Here is a 21,476-nt window from a genome sequence, read left to right as displayed (position 1 = left end):
AGATAGTGTTACTAAAAATTAACTTGGTAGTTTAGTGTATAGGTACGACCACGGCCTTTGTAGTCATAAGCTGCTGAATCATAATGCGCTGAGTAAATGAGCTGCGCACGTTGACCCCAAGCGGTGGTGTAGTCTTCATTAAACAAGTTCTGAATGCCAAAACCCAAACTACCGACTGGAAGCTGATAACTACCAACGAGATCAAATAAGGTGTAACCATCTAGCTTGTTGTTCGACGCATCTTCATAGCCAAACATCGTTTGGCTTTGCAGTTTAATGGCGAGATCTGTATCGTACCAACCAGCCCAAGCATTCGCCTTAGAGGTACTCGCATAGCCTGCATCATAATCTTCCCAGCCATTTTCCCCTTTCACTTCAGACACCACATAATGGCCAGAAGCGCCAAGTTGGATGTTGTCATGAATCCAATAAGACGCCATCGTTTCTAGACCATAGACACGTTTTTTGTCTTCAATTTCTTCAATAAGCAATGTGGCCTTGTTGTACTTAACGTTCTTGTCTGATTGAGAATAGTAAGCCGCTGTTTGTAAGTTGAAATCGCCAGTATCTAAGCGATAACCTAACTCAAAACTGTTGGTCTTAATGCCTGACATTTTCGATTCATTTACGTTAATACTGTCGTCAAGTTGCCAATGTTCGCCAACAAGCGTGTAATTACCTTGACCATAGTATTTAGCAGGATCAGCAAGATCAAAACCTTGAGAGAAATTAGCCCAAACTTGGGAGTTGCTGTTTAGATCATAAATCGTTCCCAAGTTGAAAAGAGCGACACCGTAATCCGTTTCTCCACCAGGAACTACATCTGCCGAAGTGCCATTACCTGTCGCAATTTGTTTCTGTTGCTTGTAGCCAACGAAGTCATCAATTTTGTTCGACATATGTTGGTAACGAACTCCCCCTTCTACCGTCCAATCTTCGGTGATCGAATAATCGGCTTGGGCAAAGGCGGCAATTGAACTGACTTCAACACCGGCATAACGTCCAACTTGAGCATAAGTCTTGTTAATCAAGTTGCCAGAGTTATTAGCAATATTTGGATCGTAAAGCGCTTGATTACTGTCTAGTTTGTCTTGATAAGCATCAATACCATAAACAATGTTCACTTTATCAAAGCTCTTTGCCAGCGCCGCTTTTAGTGAGATTACCTCTGTAATCTGCTGACCAGAAGATTGGTAGTAAGGAGTGTAAGTCTGGTCTTCTTTGCGGTATGACGCTTCTGCAATGAGCTGATGACCAAACAACTGATCGTCAACATAAGAGGCGCTAAGCATGATGCGTTCTGTACCGTGCTCACGGTCCGAATCAAACCCCTTACGCACATCGACAAAATCACGACCGACAATGTACAAGCCATAAGGCGAGTCTTGTTGGCTATCATAGTATTGTGCAAGCAGGTTTAACTTTTGGGTTTCTGAAACATTCACGCCCACTGTCGTTAAAAAATCTACCGTTTGATTGAACTGCAGAGAGCCTTGCGATATATCTGGAGTAGCGATGGTACCATTGGCGTCAAAGAATCCCCGTGTTTCTGTATAAACGACCGATGTACGTGCTTTTACTTTTTCATTGCCACCTGAAATCGACTGCGCAAGTTTGTAATCAAAATCTTCGCTAGAATTTAGGCCAGAGGTCCCACCTAGATACGTTTCAAACTCTAACTCTTCACTTTGTGCTTTTTTAGTGATGATATTGATGACACCACCAGAGGCACCAGCGCCATATATTGATGTGGAGCCAGAAAGAACTTCAATACGATCAATATTAAATGGGTCGATTGAGTCTAGATGACGACTGATAGAGCGCGAAGATTGCAGTGATACACCATCTATCATCACTAGCATTTTACGCCCACGAAGATTTTGTCCTAAATTGGTACGAGCACCACTACTGACATCTAAAGAGGGGATTGCCGAAGACAGAATATCGCCAAGCGTCTTACCACCGCGGAATTCCTGTTCAATTTTCTCTGATTCGATATACCAAACTGTGCCAGGAATATCACTAATCGCTTTCGGAGTACGACTGGAGACAACTACGATTTTGTCTTCCGTTGTGTACTCTTTTGCTTGGGCTGTAAACACTGTGCTTGCAGCGGCAATCGCTAGCGCAACAGTAGATAGAGGGAACTTCCCTTTACTCGCATTCATTATTTTCTCTATGTTTATCAATTAAAAGCTGCCCAAATAAAATACTTGAGCGACAAGGCTGTCTTTATTAATTACAAATAAGAATCATTATTATTGTTTTTCTGCTGCGAAAGTGCAATATGCAAGTGAGAATTATTTTCTTTTAGGTCAATAAAGATAAATGGATATTCGTGTGAACAAGGAGGAATGAAGGTGGCAGTGTTGAAATGAGAGCAGTAACACCACTTTCTTGAGTGAATGAAAACGTTGGTTATAGCGTGGAATACAAGAAAGGCAGCTTTTGCCTGCCTTTAAACACTGGTGTCAGTAATACGGTTTATGAGTTTTTCTCGCTCTGGTAGCGATAGACTTACCACATTGCTATAGGTGCGTTGCATGACCCGAATATCATTTTCCAATAGTTGGGTTAGCTTTTTCGATGCATCTTGGTTTTTGCCTTCTAGTACAAGCTCGATAATATCTAGGCGGCGCTGACAAGACTTACTCACAGAAGATTGGATATGCATAGACACGAGATCCGTGGCTTTACGCATACGGTTATGTTGCTGCATGTAGCTAAGTAGAAAACGGTTTCCAGAACAGGCCGCAAGCAGCTCATGAAACTCTGCACTTAAGTTAAATAAATCACTAGCACTAACCGCTTTAGGGTTATCAATTGCTTGGAGATGGTGTTCACGACACCCCTCTAGTGCATTGAGATCGAGTGACCAACTAGGCTCAAGCAAAGCTGCAGGCTCAAAAATCAGCCGACATCGGTAGCTTTCAGTATGTCTTTCAAGCGTGTTGAGTACCCCCTCTAGATGCCACTTATATCCGGGACTACGGCGCAAAATGCCATCACTTTCTAACAGACGCAGCACATTTTGCACCTCGCCCCGGGTCGCGTTGTAACCTTCTTGAAGCTCCTTCTCTGAAAACGCAGCCTCAATTTCACCAAAGAACAAATCCATTAATACTCTTAGGTAAAGTTTTTCCTGACGAGACTCTTCACTGCTGGATTTATCTTGGGTTTTGATTGATTGCGCATCGAGCTGTAAAACAAATCCCTTATAAGGAACCGCTTTGGTGATACCTAAGACCGACATGTAAGTGAGCACGGCACGCATCGGAGTTCTAGAAACTTCGAACTGTTGTGCTAACGATGATTCGTTAAGGCTATCACCCATTTTTGCCTGTTCGGCTTTGAGTTTACTAACAACTTTATTGAACAAATCTTGCTGAAGTTTAGTAATGGTCGCCTTTTCCATGAGTTACAATTTCTTATGACGTTTACTCATATGGTAAACACAAATTTATTTCATTACCACGAACTGCCTTTTCGCATCAGAAACACAATCAATACATTTGCCAAAAACAACGGATTAAACGCAAAGGTTTAAGGACAACGATGTATTTTTCCATCATGCAAGCATTCACCTTATCTGGTCGCCAAGTTAGGTAAGCGGTCGATTAACGTCTCATTAGATAGAGGAAGTAGCCGCCACCAATCAAAGAAGCTAATAAACCAGCAGGAAACTGCCAAGGGAACCAAAGTGTTCGCCCTATCCAGTCAGCCAATACCATAATGATCGCCCCCAGCAATGCAGCAGTAAGCATTTGTGGTGTTGCACGGTACTGGTGAAGTGAGCGCGCCATGTGCGGAGCCAACAAACCGATAAAGCTAAGTGGGCCAATAACGATCGTGCACAGCGTCGTCAATGCTGCAATAAGTAACAACAGTGCCAATCTCACCACAGTGACATTCATACCAATGCTGTTAGCCGTGATTTCCCCGAGGCCGATTATTGCTATCCAGCGGCTCAGTGATAACGCGATACCACCGATGAAAGCGACACCAACAGCAAGCAGCAGAACATCATTGCTGGCAACCAGGTAAGTTGAGCCCGATAACCATGTCAGTAGCGCTGATGCGTTATCATGACCCGAGCTCATCGCAATTCTCAGTAAGGCATCTAAACCCGCACTCAAAGCAATCCCCGTCAGTAAGGTTTGTGTCGGAGCAAAATGATGCTTCCTACCTATTAACCAAACCACCGTTGTAACTGAGACAGCACCAAGCGTACCTAAAAACATTTGCTGTTCTCTATCGACAGCAACACCAAATAAAGAACCAAGAACCAAGGCTAGCGCAGCACCAGAACTGATGCCTAAGACTTCTGGGCTAGCCATAGGGTTATTAGAGATGCGTTGAATGATCGTCCCTGCAAAGGCCAATCCTATCCCTGCAACTAGTGCAACAAGTACACGTGGCGCGCGCAATTCGAAAATGGACTGATTGAAACCAAAGCTCCAACCAAACTGATTTTTACCCACCATGATGGCGAAAAGAGACACTGCCATGAGCACCAATAGCAATGTAGCCAAAATCTTGTGTGTGTTGACCTGTTTGTAATGTTCGACATGTTCAGAGCGTGCTTTAAGGTCGGATTGTAGTTTGGTTCGTTGCAGTAACCATAACAAGAACGGCGCGCCAATTAATGCGGTCATTGCACCTGTTGGTAAAAGCTCTCCCCCGACGCCAGAGAACGGCTGGATGACTAGGTCAACGATAAGCAGGATGACACTGCCAACGAGGCCACTCATTAAAATTTGTTTTGTCAGGGTTCTTGCCCCAAGCATTCTCGCGATGGCAGGCGCAACAATGCCGACAAAGCCAATCAAGCCGACTTCACTGACCACTGCGGCAGTAATGAAAATGGCTAAAGATAAGCAGAGCAGTTTGATCTGTTTAATGTTGACGCCCAACGAAGTGGCAACATTATCACCAAACTGTAGTGCGGATAATGGGCGCTGTAACACCAGCAGCAAGCTCGTGGGCATAAGAACCAAAGGCAATAGCATTTGCGTACTTGACCAGTCATTTTGATTAAGTACGCCAGCCCCCCAAACAAAGATACTGGTGAGTCGCTGCTCATGGAGCATCAATAACATGGTGTTGAGTGAGCCTAGAAATAGACTCACCACCATACCAGCTAACACCATATGTAATGGCGAATACCCTCTTGCAGAGCTCAAGATGAAGACTAATCCAGTTGCTAGGCAGCCACCTACAAATGCGGGAACAAAACTTGGGAGCACGACATTGGCAGGAATCAATAAAATACCAAGCACCATTCCCAATTCTGCACCAGCGGCTACTCCTAAAGTGGTTGGTGAAGCGATAGGATTACGCAATACAAACTGCATCACACACCCTGCAACGGCGAGAGCAAATCCACAGATAATCGCAACCGTCAGTCTCGGCAAATATGTTAAATAAGTAATGAGATGCTGGTAATTGGCCGCATCAAAATGAAATATAGTATCCCAAATCAGCCCAAAGCCTTGTGAATAAGGTGCGGTTAGTTGGAGCAGTGAACCAATAATCAAAGCAGCAGCGCTGAATAACGCTGCTGCTTTAAAGTTCAATCGCCCATTGGCTTGATTTGCGATCTTTAAGGTATTCATTATGGCTGGGTAAGTTGCTCGGTAATGTGGTCGCTAAATCTTTGCGCAGCGATCAGTCCACCAAAAGTCCAAATGGCTGGAAGCTCGTAAACGGAGTCAGTACGAGTAAACTCCATAGCTTGCCAAAGAGGGGATTGAGTAAGTTGCTGACGCTCTTCTTGTTTTAAAGGACCAAAAATCATCACATTCGCCTTTTGATGTTCAGCTAACTTTTCAGTTCCCGTTGTAGTGAAGCCCCAAAGATTTGTTTGTTCCTGCCAGTCATTCTTGAGTCCCATCGCACTGATGGTGTCTTGCGCTAAAGAACCTTGACTGTGAATACGCAGCGTTTTGTCATTAATAAATCGAGCAAACAGAAGCGGCTTGTCCGCTTTTCCTGCCGAAATAATTTTTTCTCCGTTGGCCGCAAAACGTTTATCTGTCTGCTCAATAACTTGCTCAGCACGTATCTCTTTATTGAAAAGTTTACCTAAAGAAGTGGTAATGGACTTTGCTGACTTCAATGGTTGTTTTTCTTCACTGTAAACGCTGTAAACCAGCACTGGCGCAATCTTATTCAATTGCTCATACGCAGCAGCCATATGTTTGCTGATCAAGATGACATCGGGTTTGATGTCGGTCAGTAACTCTAAGTTGGGTTCACGTCTCGAACCGACATCAATGACATCAGCGTCTAGACTTGGCTCCACCACCCACTGCTGATAACCGTTTGTATCTGCAACACCTTCAAGTTCAACGCCTAGGCTAAGAACGGTTTCTGTCAGTACCCAGTCTAATGCCACAACTTTCTTAGGAGTCGAGTCAAAGGAAGTGGTCCCCATTTCATGGGTAATATCGAGTGCATAGCTATTGAATGCAAATGCCGCAGAAAGAATCACTATGAGTTTTTTCACAACAGGTTCCTTTTGTTTAGGGGATGTAACTGATTGGCTTTCCAGTTTTAGGGTGCTCGAATAACGCGAGTTCCATTCCATATATTTTCATTAGTATTTCTGGAGTCATTAACTCTTGAGGAGAACCTTCGGCAATCACCTTTCCAGAATGGAGAGCAATGAGGTGATCACTGAATTTTGCTGCCATGTTGACATCATGCAATACCATGATCACTGTTAAGCCCATGGATTGGTTTAGCTCTCGGATTAAAACCAGTAATTCATGCTGATGTGCCACATCTAAAGCCGATGTCGGCTCATCAAGCAAAATACACTGGCTTTGTTGAGCAAGTAGCATGGCAACCCAAGCTCTTTGTCTTTCACCACCAGATAAGGTTGCAACAAACCGCTCAGAAAATAGGGTTAAGCCGACTTTCCCGATGGCTTCATCAACAATGGCATAATCTTCTTTGCCATAACGACCAAATGCCCCTTTCCACGGATAGCGTCCAAAGCACACTAACTCACGAACTGTGACACCATCTGTTATCGGAGGGTGCTGAGGAAGATACGCCACCTGATGGGCAAACTCTAAACTTGAAAATGAAGAGACGGATTGTTGGTTAAACAAAACTTGTCCATGTGTGGGAGAATTTTGACGGCTAAGAAGCTTTACCAAGGTCGACTTTCCACACCCATTGTGACCAAGAAGCGTCGTCACTTTTCCCGGTGAAAATGTGATGCTAGTGGGAGAAAGAATACTCTTACCGTCGATTTCGAACGACGCATCGACCAGTTGATACATAAGTGAAATATGAAGTTGAGTTATTGGCTTTAAGCCAGTAACTTTACCACGCAAACATCGAAGTGAGAATTATTTTCACAATCAATAGCATATTCATTATTAACACAACTAGCTTATTGATGATTTCTATAATAATTACAATGAATTAAAAACATGTCAGTTTTACACAGCAAAAAGACTCAACTGTGGGCAATCAGTTCAGCAGCAGCACTCATGGGTATTGGCCAAAATGGCTTGCTCGTATCTCTACCATTCTTGATTGAACGCTCGGCATTTAATTTGCCTACTTGGTCCATTCTTATCGCCATTGGCAGTTTTCTTTTTTTGCCCGCAGCCCCTTGCTGGGGTAGATACAGCGACCGATGGGGACCGAGAAACGTGGTACTGCAAGCTCTACTCGGTATGGCATTTAGTTTCATGCTGTTGCTTCTGTTTACTATCTGGAGTGATGATCGGCTCGTTATGACCGAAGTCTGTCTATTTGGCTTGTTACTCGCTCGGATTGTTTATGGTTGCACCGTAGCGGGAATGGTTCCTGCTTGCCAACACTGGGCGATCCTTTTATGTGGAAAAGAGAACCGATTGCAAGCAATTACTGGTATCAGTATTGGTTTGAGTACCGGTAGGCTTATTGGTCCTTTGATTGCGATCATCGCCTTAAAGTTCTCTCCTTATGCTCCATTGATGTTAATGATCGCGCTTCCAGTCGTCGTATTTACCACTGTAGCCTTACTGCCTTCACCTCAACTTTGTGAAAAGAAGAATAAAGTTGTGAAGCCGTTATCTTGGCTACCAAGTAAAGTCTTTTTGCCTTATCTGTTCAGTGGTTTGTTGCTTTGTGCGGCGGTTGCACTTTTGCAGTACAACTTTACTCCCCTGATGAGCACAATAACGAGTTGGTCGGCGGCTGAAGTCGGTGATGGTATTGGCGTACTCTTGACGATTAGTGCGACATGTACATTTTTAATCCAAGTTATTGTCATCAAAAAACAAAACATTACGCCATTGAAAATGTATCGGTTGGGGGCTGTTGGTTTAGTGTGTGGTTTCGTGCTTTTCTTAGTTCCCAATGTTTGGCTTTATGGTGTAGCAATGGCAATTGTCGCAAGTGGTGCAGCGCTACTTGTACCGGCTTACACCTCTGAGGCAACAGAAAAACAAAGTGATGAGCCTGGAGCCGTTGCCGGTTACATTGCTATGTCGCATACCATTGGCTATGGATCTGCGTCATTGCTGGCATTTACCGCAACCGTGAGCCCTTTATACCCTATCTATTTGTGCATCGTGTTCTCGGTCTTGATTACTGCGATAGCCTATTTAGCCGTAAAAGAGCCTCAAAAAAGCGCTGAGTTAATTTAGCGCTTATTGTCTGGATGCCTAGGACAGTCAGTGCATAGCTCTCGCCCTTGGCATTTATAGACCAAACAACAACTGGTTCGTACCAAGACAAGTTGTTGAGATGCTTCATCATAACGAAGAGAGCCCACCAGCTTCTCGGGAAGATTGCAGGCTACTAACCACCGTTGAGCCTGAGCCATTAAATACTCTGCCGAGAGATCAGGAGCAAAGTGACTTAGCTTCACCAAACAACCTAACACCCCATCAGCAAACAAGTAATTGGTAAAGCCAGGTCGGATACGAGTCCAAAGGCTCATTTCTTGGCGAAAATAATCAAATAGAACATTAAGCTCTTTTCCCGCAAGCGTGACGAGTTCTTGTTCAGTGCCCTTAAAATAATCTTCCGAGTCAAACTGATAACCACTGATAAAATTTGGCTGAACGTGCTGACCAATCAAAGATAACTTAGGTAAACCTTGGCAAGAGTAAATAGCAACAAAAGCGACATAAATCGGTTGCCAACAGAGTAACGTCCAAGTACGAGTTAACCAATAAGCGGATCCAGCTTCAGGATGAGCTAGCTTGAGGCTCTCGTATAGCTCGCGGATGCTCTCTGAGCTAGAGCGGTCAATATGAATAAGCGTAGACTCTACACCGACTTCTGATAGAGGCTTTATCGTGCCATGCAGATAAGGGGTGACTTGTTGAGAGTGCTCGAAAAGATGCTCAAAGAACGAATGGCCACTCATAGTGTTGTACTTACTCTGTTAACTGAATAAGGCAAGGATAAATAAACCACTCTTTTATTACAATTGATTCTCATTACAACAAAAAACTGATAATTAATGGCTTAGGTCAATTCGGCGCTATGGCCTGTTTGATTAAATGATTTATCTGCATCTGACATAAAAAACCTCCAACCAAGATCAACTTAGTCGGAGGTCAAAACCAGATATTGCAGTGATTGATTAAAAGTTATTGTCTTTCGATACTTACACTTTCTGGTCTTAGCTTAATTATTCCACGGTCACGCTCTTCTTCAACGTTCGATTTCAACTTCTCTAACAGCTAATTATTAGGTGCAACCACAATCACTGGCATTTCTGCATCGATCAGAGCAAGCGGGCCGTGCTTCAATTCACCAGCAGTTTATGCTTCGGCATGAATGTTAACTTTCTTCAAGAAAGGCGAAACGACGGCTAACTGGTAACGACACCTGTATCTAAACGATAACCCAATTCAAAACCGTAGGTTTCTTTCAATGCGAATCCAATTGTGACACAAATCATCAATTGAGCATTTTTCAACCAGACATTAGATTTGATTAACATCACATAAATTATAATCCTCGTGACTAAGTAGTGTATTTTAGTGATATAAATCACAATAAGATCAACTTTGGAATAATCAAAAATTAGATATAGAGCAATAGAAAACAATTGACAAGGAAGTAAATTGCAATTTGTAGCTAAATTACAATGTCAAGAAGTGTTATTAATCACATAAAAAAGATCAGAAAGACAATTTATTAAGACTTAGATCTCAAAAATCCCGTTATCAGTTCTAAGTAAAAATTGTGTGGTAAATTGATTATGAACTAAACAATCAAGCGGTTTTGGCGAACCGCACTACTACAATATTCATCAGAACATCAAACGGGGAATTCTTATGATATCACCAGATGCGAAGATCAAGATACAAAATTTTGGTCGTTTTCTGTCTAACATGGTAATGCCAAATATAGGTGCGTTTATCGCATGGGGCTTTATCACAGCACTCTTCATCCCAACAGGCTGGCTACCAAATGAAACGCTAGCTTCTATGGTTGGGCCTATGATCACTTATCTTTTACCATTACTGATTGGCTATACTGGTGGTAAATTAGTCGGCGGAGAGCGCGGAGCTGTCGTGGGCGCGATTACTACCATGGGTGTTATTGTCGGTACCGACATACCAATGTTCATGGGCGCAATGATGGTAGGGCCACTTGGCGGTTGGGCTATCAAAAAGTTCGATAGCTATATCGATGGTAAGGTTAAAAGTGGCTTTGAGATGTTAGTCAATAACTTCTCTGCAGGCATTATTGGTATGTTATGTGCCATTCTCGCCTTCCTATTTATTGGACCATTTGTCAAAGTCTTATCAAGTGGTTTGGCGGCGGGAGTTAACTTCCTCGTATCGGCCCATCTTCTTCCTTTAACGTCTATTTTTGTTGAACCTGCAAAGATCCTATTCCTAAATAACGCGATAAACCATGGCATTTTCTCTCCACTTGGGATCCAACAAGCTTCTGAAGCGGGACAATCTATCTTCTTCTTGATTGAGGCTAATCCTGGTCCTGGTTTAGGTATCCTCCTCGCTTATATGGTGTTTGGTAAAGGTACAGCTCGTCAAACCGCAGGTGGTGCATCAATAATTCACTTCTTTGGTGGTATCCACGAAATTTACTTCCCATACATCTTAATGAACCCACGCTTAATTTTAGCGGCCATTGCAGGCGGAATGACAGGGGTTTTCGTGCTTGTAATGTTCAATGCTGGACTTGTCTCTCCAGCATCACCCGGCTCAATCTTCGCTATTTTGTTGATGACTCAGAAAAGTTCAATTGTTGGTGTACTTACTTCGATTGCAGCGGCAACGGGCGTTTCTTTTACAGTTGCGGCACTGTTAATGAAGACTCAAACTTCAACAGAAGAAGACGGTGATGAATCTGCACTTGAAAAAGCCACATCGCAAATGAAAGATTTGAAGTCGACATCAAAACCCAAGACAACTGTAGATAGTCAAAACAAAGGCAAGGTTGAATTAGCCAATATCAAAAACATTATTGTTGCTTGCGATGCTGGCATGGGCTCAAGCGCTATGGGTGCAAGTATGCTACGTAAAAAAGTACAAAGCGCAGGCCTAAACATTGATGTGAATAATCTGGCAATTAACAACTTAAATGAAAGTGCCGATATCGTGATTACTCATAAAGATCTAACAGACCGAGCACGCAAGCATGCTCCAAATGCGCAGCACATTTCACTTACAAATTTCCTGGACAGTGAGATGTATAACAAGCTAGTCACTCAATTGCTTGCCGCACAAAGAAGTCAAGCTGCAAATGATAGCCATGCAGTCAAAGTTTCTGTTTTAGCCGCCAATGACGATTATTACGAAGCACAACAACCCTCAGTATTCCAAATTGCTGCGGAGAATATTTACCTTGATTTAAAGGCAAATAATAAGGAAGAAGCAATCCGCTTTGCTGGCAATAAGCTAGTTGAGATGGGATACGCAGAAGCTGAATACGTTGATGCTATGTTTGAGCGAGAGAAGCTTGTTCCAACCTATTTAGGTGAATCTATCGCCGTACCACATGGTACCGTTGAAGCGAAAGACAAGGTAAAGAAAACCGGCATTGTAATTTGTCAGTACCCTTCAGGCATTCAATTCACTGATGACCAAAATGATGTAGCAAAGCTAGTTATTGGTATTGCTGCTAAGAATGATGAACACATTCAGGTGATTACCACTATCACTAACGCACTCGATGAGCCAGATGCAATTGAAAAGCTAACTAGCACTAAAGATGTCTCTGAGATTCTCAACATCCTAGGCAGCCCACAAGCAGCTTAAGCTCACTTACTTTGCTCCTGAGAGCAACGAGGTCAACTGTCCCCCCCTATGCAGTTGACCTCACCCTAGAGTCGTTATTTTTAATTACTTGGTAGGTAATATATGAAAAATGCAGTTCACTTTGGCGCAGGGAATATTGGTCGAGGCTTCATTGGCAAACTCTTAGCTGATGCAGAGATTGAAGTTACATTTGCCGACGTAGACGAACCTTTAGTCGACCAACTCAGTCACAAACAAGAATATAAAGTAAAAGTAGTCGGCAACAAGTGCCAAATAGATACCGTAACTCATGTTACGGCTGTCAATTCAGCCACTAATGATGTCATTGATCGCCTCATACGCACAGATTTAGTCACCACTGCCGTTGGCCCAAATGTACTAGATATTATCGCTAAAACCATAGCAATCGGTATTAGCAAACGCTTTGAAGCTGGCAACAACGCACCATTGAATATCATTGCATGTGAGAATATGGTCCGCGGCACAACCCACTTAAAGGGCGAAGTTTATAAACATCTGGATAAATCCCTGCATGAGAAAGCGAATACGCTGATCGGTTTTGTGGATTCTGCGGTCGATCGTATTGTACCACCAGCAAAAGCAGCTAACGATGATCCTTTAGAAGTGACCGTTGAAAGCTTTAGTGAATGGATTGTTGATGAACAACAGTTTAAAGGTGAGATCCCTGATATTTCAGGAATGGAAAAGACCAATAACTTAATGGCATTTGTCGAACGTAAACTGTTCACTCTCAATACAGGACATTGTATTACTGCGTATTTAGGTTGCCTAAAAGGTCATAAAACCATTCGTGAAGCCATTGGAGATCCTTCAATCTACGCCGAAGTAAAACAGGCCATGATTGAAAGTGGTGAGGTATTGATTCGTCGCTATCAGTTTGATCGTGAATTACACAATGCTTACATTGATAAAATTTTGACTCGATTCGCTAACCCCTATTTAGTCGATGAAGTTGACCGTGTGGGACGCCAACCAATTCGAAAATTAGGTGCCAATGATAGATTAGTTAAGCCATTACTGGGTACAATTGAATATGGCACTGAAAATCAAACACTTTTAAAAGGTATTGCCGCCGCGCTTAAATACCAAAGCAACGATGATCCTCAGGCAATCGAACTGCAGAACTCTCTCAGCAACCAAGGGGTTAATAAAACACTTGCCCAATACACCGGATTAAGTGAAAGCAGTAAAGAAGTCATGAAAATTAAAGCTATTTTCGAAACACTATAACCATCAAGGGGAGTGGTAACTCCCCTTATTAACAGATTATTTAGTTCAATATATGGCAGACAAGATAAATGAAAGTGAAATTATAGAGCGATTGAATAGTGCCCCTTCGGTGCGCGGTTTTTTCATTGCTGCCGTAGACGTATTTAATGACTCCATCGATGCGCTTATGCAACGAATCTTTCAAAAAGATAATTTTGCCGTACAATCCGTTGTTGGGCCCCTACTCCATGATTCAGGCCCACTAGGCAATTTATCAGTCCGACTAAAACTACTTTTTGGCTTAGGTGTGCTTCCCGACCATGTGTATCATGACATTGAAGACATAATTAAAATCAAGAATGTATTAAACAACGACGCTTCTGATTATGAATTCACTGACCCAAATATTCTAGAGCCCATTAAAAAACTCAATTTAGTGAAAAAAATGGGAATGGTTCAACTAGAAGTCTCAGAACCGGATGACGATATCGACTTAGAGTTTTATCAACTGCAACTTCAAAGACAACAACAAATCATCAAATCTGGACTCTCATTAGCCATTGTCGAAATCTGCAATGAACTCGGCAAAGAGAGTCCTTTTTAATACTACAGCGTCATTAAATTGGTCATATCTTATTGAAAAATAAGTAAAGTCACAAATAAGAAAGCCGAGATAATTCTCGGCTTTTTTATTTATTCTAATACTGGTGCTTATTCTACTGTTACCGCCTTAGCCAAATTACGTGGTTGATCAACGTCAGTTCCTTTGATCAATGCAACATAATAAGACAACAACTGCATTGGTATGGTGTAGTAAATGGCTGCGGTAATTTCACTCACATGCGGCATAGTAATGATCTTCATCGTCTCATCACCTTCAAAGCCCGCATCTTCATCTGCAAATACATACAGCAAACCACCACGAGCACGAACCTCTTCAACATTAGACTTCAACTTCTCTAAAAGATCGTTGCTTGGTGCAACCACTACAACGGGCATATCTGCGTCAATAAGAGCTAATGGACCATGTTTTAATTCACCAGCGGCGTACGCTTCAGCATGGATATAAGAGATCTCTTTTAGTTTCAATGAAGCTTCCATTGCTATTGGATAAAATTCGCCACGACCTAGAAATAGTGTGTGGTGTTTATCAGCAAAATCTGGTGCTAATGCTTCGATCTCTTTTTCTAAAGATAAGGCTGCATTAATTTGTTGAGGCAAGGCATGAAGTGCCTCAACAATCTCTTTTTCTTTCTCTTTACTCACTCGATTTTGCTGCTTACCCAACGCTGTTACTAGCATTAACAATGCAGATAGCTGTGTGGTGAACGCTTTCGTAGAAGCGACACCAATTTCAACACCAGCACGAGTCATGAAGGCAAAATCTGATTCACGAACCAAAGAAGATCCAGCCACATTACAAATGGTCATCGCTGCCATGTAACCTTTCTCTTTGGCAAGGCGAAGTGCAGCCAGAGTATCAGCCGTTTCACCAGATTGAGATAGTGTTACAAGGAGAGAGTTTGCGCGAGTTACGAATTTACGATAGCGGAACTCTGACGCGATTTCGACATCACAACTTATACCAGCAATATCTTCAAACCAGTAACGTGCTGTCATGCCTGCGTTGTATGACGTACCACATGCCACAATTTGTACGTGTTCGACTTTATTTAGAATCTCAACGGCGTTCACACCAATTGATTCCGTCACAACCGAATCAGCGGTCAAACGCCCTTCCATTGTATTGATAAGTGCCGTTGGCTGCTCGTAGATTTCTTTTTGCATAAAGTGGCGGTACTGACCCTTATCACCCGCATCATGCTCTGCGTTAGATTCCATAACCTCACGCTCTACTGCTTGTCCATTCGCATCAAAAATATTGACCTCAAAACGCGTCACTTCCGCAACATCACCTTCTTCAAGAAAGGCAAAACGACGGGTAACCGGTAACAACGCCAGTTGATCTGAAGCGATGAAATGCTCCCCCATCCCAAAGCCGATCACTAATGGGCTACCAGAACGTGCAACTACAACGCGACTTGGATCTTTTTTGTCGAAAATTACAGTGCCGTAAGCACCTTCTAACTGCTTCACCGTTTTTTGCAGCGCTTCAACAAGGGAGTCTGAGGTTTTTAACTCCCATTCCATAAGGTGTGCGATAACTTCCGTATCCGTCTGAGATTCAAAAACATAACCACGTTCACGCAGGATTTCTCGTAACTCTTCATAGTTTTCGATAATACCGTTGTGAACAACGGCAATATCCCCAGACATATGTGGATGAGCATTCACTTCAGATGGCTCACCGTGAGTAGCCCAACGCGTATGCGCAATCCCGGTTCCGCCAGAAACCTGACCTTTTGACACAGCTTCTGCGAGCTCTTGAACTTTGCCTAAACGGCGTAAACGTGTCAGCTCACTCTCTGCATTTACAATCGCAACCCCTGCAGAGTCATATCCCCGGTATTCAAGGCGACGTAAACCTTCTACTAATATTTCTGCGACATCTCGTTGTGCAACTGCACCTACGATTCCACACATAATAACGACTCCAAATTTTTATTGTTTGTATTCCCAATTGGCAGCAAGCAAAGGCCAGATATTTGGGAGAATTTTATTTAAGCGCAAATCACTTTGACGCCTTGAGACTCAATGGTCTGTTTATCTTCATCCGTGATATCGCGATTGGTCACTAGCACATCAACCGCATCCCAGCTCAATTCAAGATTAGGAATTTTTCGACCAATCTTTTCAGATTCAACCATCACAACCACTTCTCTCGAGACATCAGCCATGACCTTGCTAAGCCCAACTAACTCATTAAATGTAGTTGTTCCTCGCGCAAGATCGACACCATCTGCACCAATGAAGAGTTGGTCAAAGTCATAAGAACGTAGAACAGATTCCGCAACTTGTCCTTGAAACGACTCCGAATGAGCATCCCATGTGCCCCCCGTCATCAGCAGTGTTGGCTCACTTTCAAGCTCATTCAGAGCATTTGCGACGTTCAAAGAATTGGTCATCACAACCAATCCTCTTTTGTGATTAAGTTGCTGGATTAATGCTGCTGTCGTACTGCCACTATCAATGACAACACGGTTATGATCTCGAATCAGTTTTGCGGCGGTTTCCGCCAACTCATTCTTACGAACCGAAACTTTTCCATGTAATTCTTCATGCACAACTTCTTTTGGTAATGCAATCGCACCACCATAACGTCGAAGAAGCTGGCCATTTTTCTCTAATGACGCCAAATCTTTTCTTATCGTGACTTCTGAGGTTTCAAACTGAAGGGAGAGAGCTTCAACACTGACCTCTCCCTTTTCATTAACCAAGTTAGAAATCGCGTGTCTTCTGAGCTGAGTGTTTCGTTTCGACATGTATATTTTAAAATTAAATTTCGATATGAAACTTATTATAGTCAAAGTGAAACTTTTTAGTCCATTTATTTTGAACCAAAAAATTAATATTTAGCGTAAAAACCTTGTCCTAAGACAATTCTTAAACAGTGAATTTGAAATGATTCAATGGTAGAATTCGCACCCTAAAAGAAAAAAAATTACATAATTGACTGTTTTTTTTTTGCAACACCCCCCTTTAAACGGGTGTTAATCACAAAAATAGTGGATAAATTGCCCACAACTTAGTCATAAAATGACTAAACATTGTGAAAGACTTTCAGTCTTTGGTGCACAAACTTAACCTCGTAAAGATTCCATTGCAGGCACAAAATGCAGGACATTGAGGCAGTGCGTCAAAGCTAAAACCGAGTTTCAATTTGTAACAATATTTACCGGAGAATATCTTCCATGAAAAAGACCAAAATCGTATGTACGATTGGCCCTAAAACTGAATCTGTAGAGAAGCTAACTGAACTTGTAAATGCAGGCATGAACGTAATGCGCCTGAACTTCTCACACGGTGACTACGAAGAGCACGGCACTCGTATCGCGAACTTCCGTAAAGTAATGGAAGAGTCTGGTAAGCAGCTTGCTATCCTTCTAGACACTAAAGGTCCAGAAATCCGTACGATCAAACTAGAAGGCGGCAACGACGTTGATCTAGTAGCTGGTCAAGAGTTCACTTTCACAACTGACATCTCAGTTGTCGGTAACAAAGACAAAGTAGCGGTAACTTACGCAGGTTTCGCAGCTGACCTAAACGCTGGTAACACAATCCTAGTAGACGACGGTCTAATCGAGATGGAAGTTATCGCAACAACTGAAACTGAAGTTAAGTGTAAAGTTCTTAACAACGGCGCTCTAGGCGAAAACAAAGGTGTTAACCTACCTGGCGTTTCTGTAAACCTACCTGCACTATCTGAAAAAGATAAGAACGACCTTAAATTTGGTTGTGAGCAAGGCGTTGACTTCGTTGCTGCATCTTTCATCCGTAAAGCATCTGACGTTCAAGAAATCCGTGAAGTTCTGACTGCAAACGGCGGCGAGAACATCCACATCATTTCTAAGATCGAAAACCAAGAAGGTGTTGATAACTTCGACGAAATCCTAGAGCTTTCTGATGGCATCATGGTTGCTCGTGGTGACCTAGGTGTTGAAATTCCAGCTGAAGAAGTAATCTTCGCTCAGAAGATGATGATCGAGAAGTGTAACCGTGCACGTAAGATGGTTATCACAGCAACTCAAATGCTTGACTCTATGATCAACAACCCACGTCCTACTCGTGCGGAAGCTGGCGACGTTGCTAACGCAGTAATGGACGGTACAGATGCAGTGATGCTTTCTGGTGAAACAGCGAAAGGTAAATACCCTGTTGAAGCAGTAACTATCATGGCGCAAATCGCGAACCGTACTGATTCAGCACTTAAAGCTGAGCTAGGTTCTCGTCTAGACAGCCCACGTCTACGCATCACTGAAGCAGTATGTAAAGGCGCTGTAGACACAGCTGAAAAACTAGCCGCTCCACTAATCATTGTTGCAACTGAAGGCGGTAAATCTGCTCGTTCAGTACGTAAGTACTTCCCAACAGCGAACATCATCGCTCTAACAACTAACACTAAGACTGCTGCACAGCTAGTTCTAACTAAAGGTGTTACTCCAGTTGTTGTTGAAGCTATCGAAAGCACTGACGCATTCTACGTAGCAGGTAAAGAGCTTGCGTTAGAATCTGGTCTAGGCAACAAAGGCGACATCGTTGTTATGGTTTCTGGTGCACTAGTTGCTTCAGGCACAACGAATACTGCTTCTGTACACGTTTTATAATTTTGCAACTTAAGATGTAAAATTCATAAAAAGAGGGCATTGCCCTCTTTTTTTATATCTACGACTTGTCTTTTGTATTAGAACGGAATACCATCCCATTTAAAATACAAAACAGTGAACTGTATAACTCATTACGTCAAATGGATTGATTGAGGAGCAAGTCGTGTCTAGCCCTACTTTAACTGACAAGGTAGCTAAACTCATATGTCAGGATATTTTAATCGGTAATCTCACACCAGGGCAAAAATTGGTTGTAGCTGAACTTAAGGATAAGTATCAGTTAGGAGCCTCCCCTATTCGTGAAGCCTTAGTTCAACTTTCGTGGGATAAGTATGTCATTCTTGAACCCCAAAAAGGATGCCGCGTGGCACCAATTTGTGGTCAAGAGTTAGGTGATCTCTATGAAAGCCTACGAGTGATCAGTGCTATCTTACTCAAAGATGCAATTTCTTCTGCGGATGAAAACTGGGAACTGTCCGTTCTTACGGCATTTCATAAGTTGTCACGCATTCAAGTCAATGAACAAACGGATTGGCATGAGTGGGAAGAGCGCCTGCATCAGTTTTATCTCGCTTTATTTGATGGTGCTAAGCCTCAGAATATGTATCAATTTTCTACACAATTAATTAATCAGATACGTCGCTACCGCTACTATGCATCGGCATTTCGTACTGATTACTCTCTGTGTAATATTGAACAGTATGAGAAAATCATGAAGCTAGCATTAGCGAAAGATGCCAAAGCAGCAGTCGCCGCTTTTGATCATTACTTAATTCAAACGGCAAAGGTACTCAAACCCTTAGTTCCAGTGACCTCTTAGCCGTTACAACACACTCTCATCAGTACTGCAAAACTGAACCTGATTTCGCCCCATCGACTTAGAATCATAGAGGGCGATATCAGCGCATTTATAGCTTTTCGTACGATCCGATGAGAGTGTGGTATAACCAATACTGATCGTGATGGGAAGCTTCATTTCTTGTTCAACCGCCTCTCGGAGCCGATTTAACGCCGCATCCGCCTCAACCAATGAGGTATTGGGCATAATAACAGCAAATTCCTCTCCCCCAATGCGAGCAAGAAAATCCGTTTCACGCAATGTGATTTTCAAAATATCCGCCACTAGCCGAATTACTCTATCCCCTTCATCATGCCCTTTCTGATCATTGATACGCTTAAAATGATCGATGTCTATCAGCCCTAAACATACAGGCTCCGAATCAGGATAGCGCTCAATACGCTTAGTGTGACAAGACAATTCAGCTTCAAATTTTCGTCGGTTCCAGAGTTGTGTTAGTTCATCTTTCTCACTCAACATTCTCAGTTGCTCTTCTAGCACTTTACGATCCGAAATGTCGACCAGTGAAGTAATGTAGTAACTGACTTTCCCTCTAGAGGAACAAACGCTTTGCACTCGCATAATAGCCGTTGCATCCTGGCCATCAGCCGTTGTAATTGAGATTTCCCCTTCCCAGCTTTGCTCCTGAGAAAGCTGATCAAAGATAGCTAACAAATCGTTTGCTTGCTCTTCATTAAGGAGGCGTTGCAAAGCATTCTGGGACTCAATCTGTTCAGAAGTAAAACCCGTCAAGCGAACAAATTCATCATTAACCAACACAGCTCGATGAAGCTTATCGGAGATCATCACAGCTGACATGCCGCTTAATGCCGCCCTTGCCAGTTGACTTTCCACACTTCGCTTACGGTAATAAACAAAAGCGGAAGAAGTTGGCAGCAGAAATACCAACCCCATGAGAAGCACCATACTTATCTGTTGATAGAGATCATAATAGTCTCTCGCCGCTCCGTTAAGTAAAGTCTGCTTATCCAGCATGATCACTTGATGAAGCCGCAAAGTATCAGAAATAGTAATGGTGTTAAACGCCACAATAGTGCCATTAACCTGTAATGAACCTGATTTTTGGCTCTGGATAAGTTGCCATAAGTCTTGAGACAAAGTTGGCAATGAAACATTGGCTGCAGTGACACTGCCTTCTTGGTAAACCAATTGCTGGCGGATCAGAGGCAAGCCATTTTGGTCGTAGAGCCGGATATGGAAATTGTCTTCTATTGATTGATTAAGGCGAGCAGATAAGTAACCGACATCGACACTCACGATGAGATAGCCTTCTTCTTTTCCAATCACATTCACAGGCTCAATCAAACGTATAACCGGCGCTGCATCCACTTGTTTCGCTGAAGAAGAAAGCCAGACACCGATGTTTTCATCAGTAAGTGTTTGGGCAAATTTGAAATAAGGGCTCTGCGACTCGTCACGAAGAGCACCACGCGCAACGACTTGTTTACGACGATAGGAATAATCAATACGTGCGCGCTCTTGCCCTTCAGTATCAATGAACTGAATTTGACGATACCACTTCTGGTAATGAGCAACCGAGGCCCAACTCTGTTCAACAATGATCCGGCGAGATTCACTTGGAAAGATGATGTAATCGTATAGAGCACTACTGTGAGATAATAGCTCAGCAATCGAGATAAACTGCCGTTGTAAGTTTTTTAACTCTCGCTCCGAAAAAGCCAATTGCTGCAAGGATTGCAGGCCAGCATTCTCTATAGAGTCTTTCTTTATATTTAGGTATTTAGGATAGAAGTAAGCACTAACCAAGAGGAGAAAAGAGAGCGTAGTAATAACGAGATATGAAAAAATACTCTGACGCCTTAGCACTACACTAACTCCCTAATAGAATCAGGGATTATAGCACCATCTATAAATGACTAAAGTATAAATAGCAAAATCGCAGTGAGTTAA

The 21,476-nt window shown here is 42.7% G+C and carries 15 protein-coding genes; 6 read left to right on the top strand and 9 right to left on the bottom strand.

Going from position 1 to position 21,476, the window contains the following annotated elements:
- Window positions 1-11 precede the first annotated feature (11 nt).
- From ACQEXS_RS20465 to ACQEXS_RS20445, 5 genes are all read right to left on the bottom strand, one after another.
- Complete coding sequence (locus ACQEXS_RS20465) at window positions 12-2,168, bottom strand: TonB-dependent receptor (RefSeq protein ID WP_427015033.1); 2,157 nt, start codon at window positions 2,166-2,168, stop codon at window positions 12-14.
- 290 nt (window positions 2,169-2,458) lie between these two features.
- Window positions 2,459-3,415, bottom strand: coding sequence for an FCD domain-containing protein (locus tag ACQEXS_RS20460; protein WP_427015032.1), 957 nt, complete (start codon window positions 3,413-3,415; stop codon window positions 2,459-2,461).
- A 202-nt stretch (window positions 3,416-3,617) separates the two neighbouring features.
- Window positions 3,618-5,615: a Fe(3+)-hydroxamate ABC transporter permease FhuB gene (fhuB, locus tag ACQEXS_RS20455; protein WP_427015031.1), complete on the bottom strand. Its 1,998-nt coding sequence runs from the start codon at window positions 5,613-5,615 to the stop codon at window positions 3,618-3,620.
- On the bottom strand, window positions 5,615-6,508 hold the full coding sequence (locus ACQEXS_RS20450; RefSeq protein WP_427015030.1) for an iron-siderophore ABC transporter substrate-binding protein: 894 nt from the start codon (window positions 6,506-6,508) through the stop codon (window positions 5,615-5,617). The genes fhuB and ACQEXS_RS20450 overlap by 1 nt, the downstream gene beginning before the upstream one ends.
- A 16-nt stretch (window positions 6,509-6,524) precedes the next feature.
- Window positions 6,525-7,292: an ABC transporter ATP-binding protein gene (locus ACQEXS_RS20445; protein WP_427015029.1), complete on the bottom strand. Its 768-nt coding sequence runs from the start codon at window positions 7,290-7,292 to the stop codon at window positions 6,525-6,527.
- 153 nt (window positions 7,293-7,445) lie between these two features.
- Between ACQEXS_RS20445 and ACQEXS_RS20440 the strand changes: the two genes are divergently transcribed.
- The gene (locus ACQEXS_RS20440; RefSeq protein WP_427015028.1) at window positions 7,446-8,651 is read left to right on the top strand and encodes an MFS transporter; all 1,206 of its coding nucleotides are present in this window, start codon (window positions 7,446-7,448) and stop codon (window positions 8,649-8,651) included.
- Here the strand turns inward: ACQEXS_RS20440 and ACQEXS_RS20435 are convergent.
- Window positions 8,648-9,379 (bottom strand): siderophore ferric iron reductase, encoded by a 732-nt coding sequence (locus tag ACQEXS_RS20435; RefSeq protein ID WP_427015027.1) that lies wholly within the window; start codon window positions 9,377-9,379, stop codon window positions 8,648-8,650. The genes ACQEXS_RS20440 and ACQEXS_RS20435 overlap by 4 nt on opposite strands.
- A gap of 919 nt (window positions 9,380-10,298) precedes the next feature.
- Between ACQEXS_RS20435 and ACQEXS_RS20430 the strand changes: the two genes are divergently transcribed.
- From ACQEXS_RS20430 to ACQEXS_RS20420, 3 genes are all read left to right on the top strand, one after another.
- The gene (locus tag ACQEXS_RS20430) at window positions 10,299-12,251 is read left to right on the top strand and encodes a PTS mannitol transporter subunit IICBA (protein WP_427015026.1); all 1,953 of its coding nucleotides are present in this window, start codon (window positions 10,299-10,301) and stop codon (window positions 12,249-12,251) included.
- A gap of 102 nt (window positions 12,252-12,353) precedes the next feature.
- Window positions 12,354-13,502: a mannitol-1-phosphate 5-dehydrogenase gene (locus ACQEXS_RS20425; protein ID WP_427015025.1), complete on the top strand. Its 1,149-nt coding sequence runs from the start codon at window positions 12,354-12,356 to the stop codon at window positions 13,500-13,502.
- Window positions 13,503-13,554: 52 nt separating this feature from the next.
- Entirely contained in the window at window positions 13,555-14,085 is a 531-nt protein-coding gene (locus ACQEXS_RS20420; protein WP_427015024.1) for an MltR family transcriptional regulator, read from the top strand.
- A gap of 107 nt (window positions 14,086-14,192) precedes the next feature.
- Here the strand turns inward: ACQEXS_RS20420 and glmS are convergent, their stop codons facing one another.
- The gene (gene glmS / locus ACQEXS_RS20415) at window positions 14,193-16,025 is read right to left on the bottom strand and encodes a glutamine--fructose-6-phosphate transaminase (isomerizing) (protein ID WP_427015023.1); all 1,833 of its coding nucleotides are present in this window, start codon (window positions 16,023-16,025) and stop codon (window positions 14,193-14,195) included.
- Window positions 16,026-16,102: 77 nt separating this feature from the next.
- A complete protein-coding gene (locus ACQEXS_RS20410; RefSeq protein WP_427015022.1) occupies window positions 16,103-16,864 on the bottom strand; it encodes a DeoR/GlpR family DNA-binding transcription regulator in 762 nt (253 codons plus the stop codon).
- Between the two features lie 429 nt (window positions 16,865-17,293).
- Here ACQEXS_RS20410 and pykF point away from each other — a divergent pair, with 429 nt between their 5' ends.
- Both pykF and ACQEXS_RS20400 read left to right on the top strand, forming a co-directional pair.
- Window positions 17,294-18,706 carry a pyruvate kinase PykF gene (gene pykF, locus ACQEXS_RS20405; protein WP_427015021.1) on the top strand — a complete coding sequence of 471 codons (1,413 nt, stop codon included), beginning with the start codon at window positions 17,294-17,296 and terminating at the stop codon, window positions 18,704-18,706.
- A 163-nt stretch (window positions 18,707-18,869) separates the two neighbouring features.
- Window positions 18,870-19,526: a GntR family transcriptional regulator gene (locus ACQEXS_RS20400; RefSeq protein ID WP_427015020.1), complete on the top strand. Its 657-nt coding sequence runs from the start codon at window positions 18,870-18,872 to the stop codon at window positions 19,524-19,526.
- 3 nt (window positions 19,527-19,529) lie between these two features.
- Here ACQEXS_RS20400 and ACQEXS_RS20395 read toward each other — a convergent pair whose 3' ends face one another.
- On the bottom strand, window positions 19,530-21,392 hold the full coding sequence (locus tag ACQEXS_RS20395) for a sensor domain-containing diguanylate cyclase (RefSeq protein WP_427015019.1): 1,863 nt from the start codon (window positions 21,390-21,392) through the stop codon (window positions 19,530-19,532).
- Window positions 21,393-21,476: the final 84 nt, after the last annotated feature.

This window comes from Vibrio sp. TRT 17S01 (genome assembly GCF_050113695.1).
Lineage (GTDB): Bacteria > Pseudomonadota > Gammaproteobacteria > Enterobacterales > Vibrionaceae > Vibrio.
The sequence above is the reverse complement of the archived record's forward strand: the minus strand, read 5'-3'. Positions and strand labels throughout refer to the sequence as shown.

Coding starts and splice junctions, on each gene's coding strand:
- ACQEXS_RS20460 (WP_427015032.1), bottom strand. CDS start 3,415: ATGGAAAAGGCGACCATTACTAAACTTCAGCAAGATTTGTTCAATAAA.
- ACQEXS_RS20430 (WP_427015026.1), top strand. CDS start 10,299: ATGATATCACCAGATGCGAAGATCAAGATACAAAATTTTGGTCGTTTT.
- ACQEXS_RS20425 (WP_427015025.1), top strand. CDS start 12,354: ATGAAAAATGCAGTTCACTTTGGCGCAGGGAATATTGGTCGAGGCTTC.
- ACQEXS_RS20420 (WP_427015024.1), top strand. CDS start 13,555: ATGGCAGACAAGATAAATGAAAGTGAAATTATAGAGCGATTGAATAGT.
- ACQEXS_RS20445 (WP_427015029.1), bottom strand. CDS start 7,292: ATGTATCAACTGGTCGATGCGTCGTTCGAAATCGACGGTAAGAGTATT.
- fhuB (WP_427015031.1), bottom strand. CDS start 5,615: ATGAATACCTTAAAGATCGCAAATCAAGCCAATGGGCGATTGAACTTT.
- ACQEXS_RS20435 (WP_427015027.1), bottom strand. CDS start 9,379: ATGAGTGGCCATTCGTTCTTTGAGCATCTTTTCGAGCACTCTCAACAA.
- glmS (WP_427015023.1), bottom strand. CDS start 16,025: ATGTGTGGAATCGTAGGTGCAGTTGCACAACGAGATGTCGCAGAAATA.
- ACQEXS_RS20440 (WP_427015028.1), top strand. CDS start 7,446: ATGTCAGTTTTACACAGCAAAAAGACTCAACTGTGGGCAATCAGTTCA.
- pykF (WP_427015021.1), top strand. CDS start 17,294: ATGAAAAAGACCAAAATCGTATGTACGATTGGCCCTAAAACTGAATCT.
- ACQEXS_RS20410 (WP_427015022.1), bottom strand. CDS start 16,864: ATGTCGAAACGAAACACTCAGCTCAGAAGACACGCGATTTCTAACTTG.
- ACQEXS_RS20465 (WP_427015033.1), bottom strand. CDS start 2,168: ATGAATGCGAGTAAAGGGAAGTTCCCTCTATCTACTGTTGCGCTAGCG.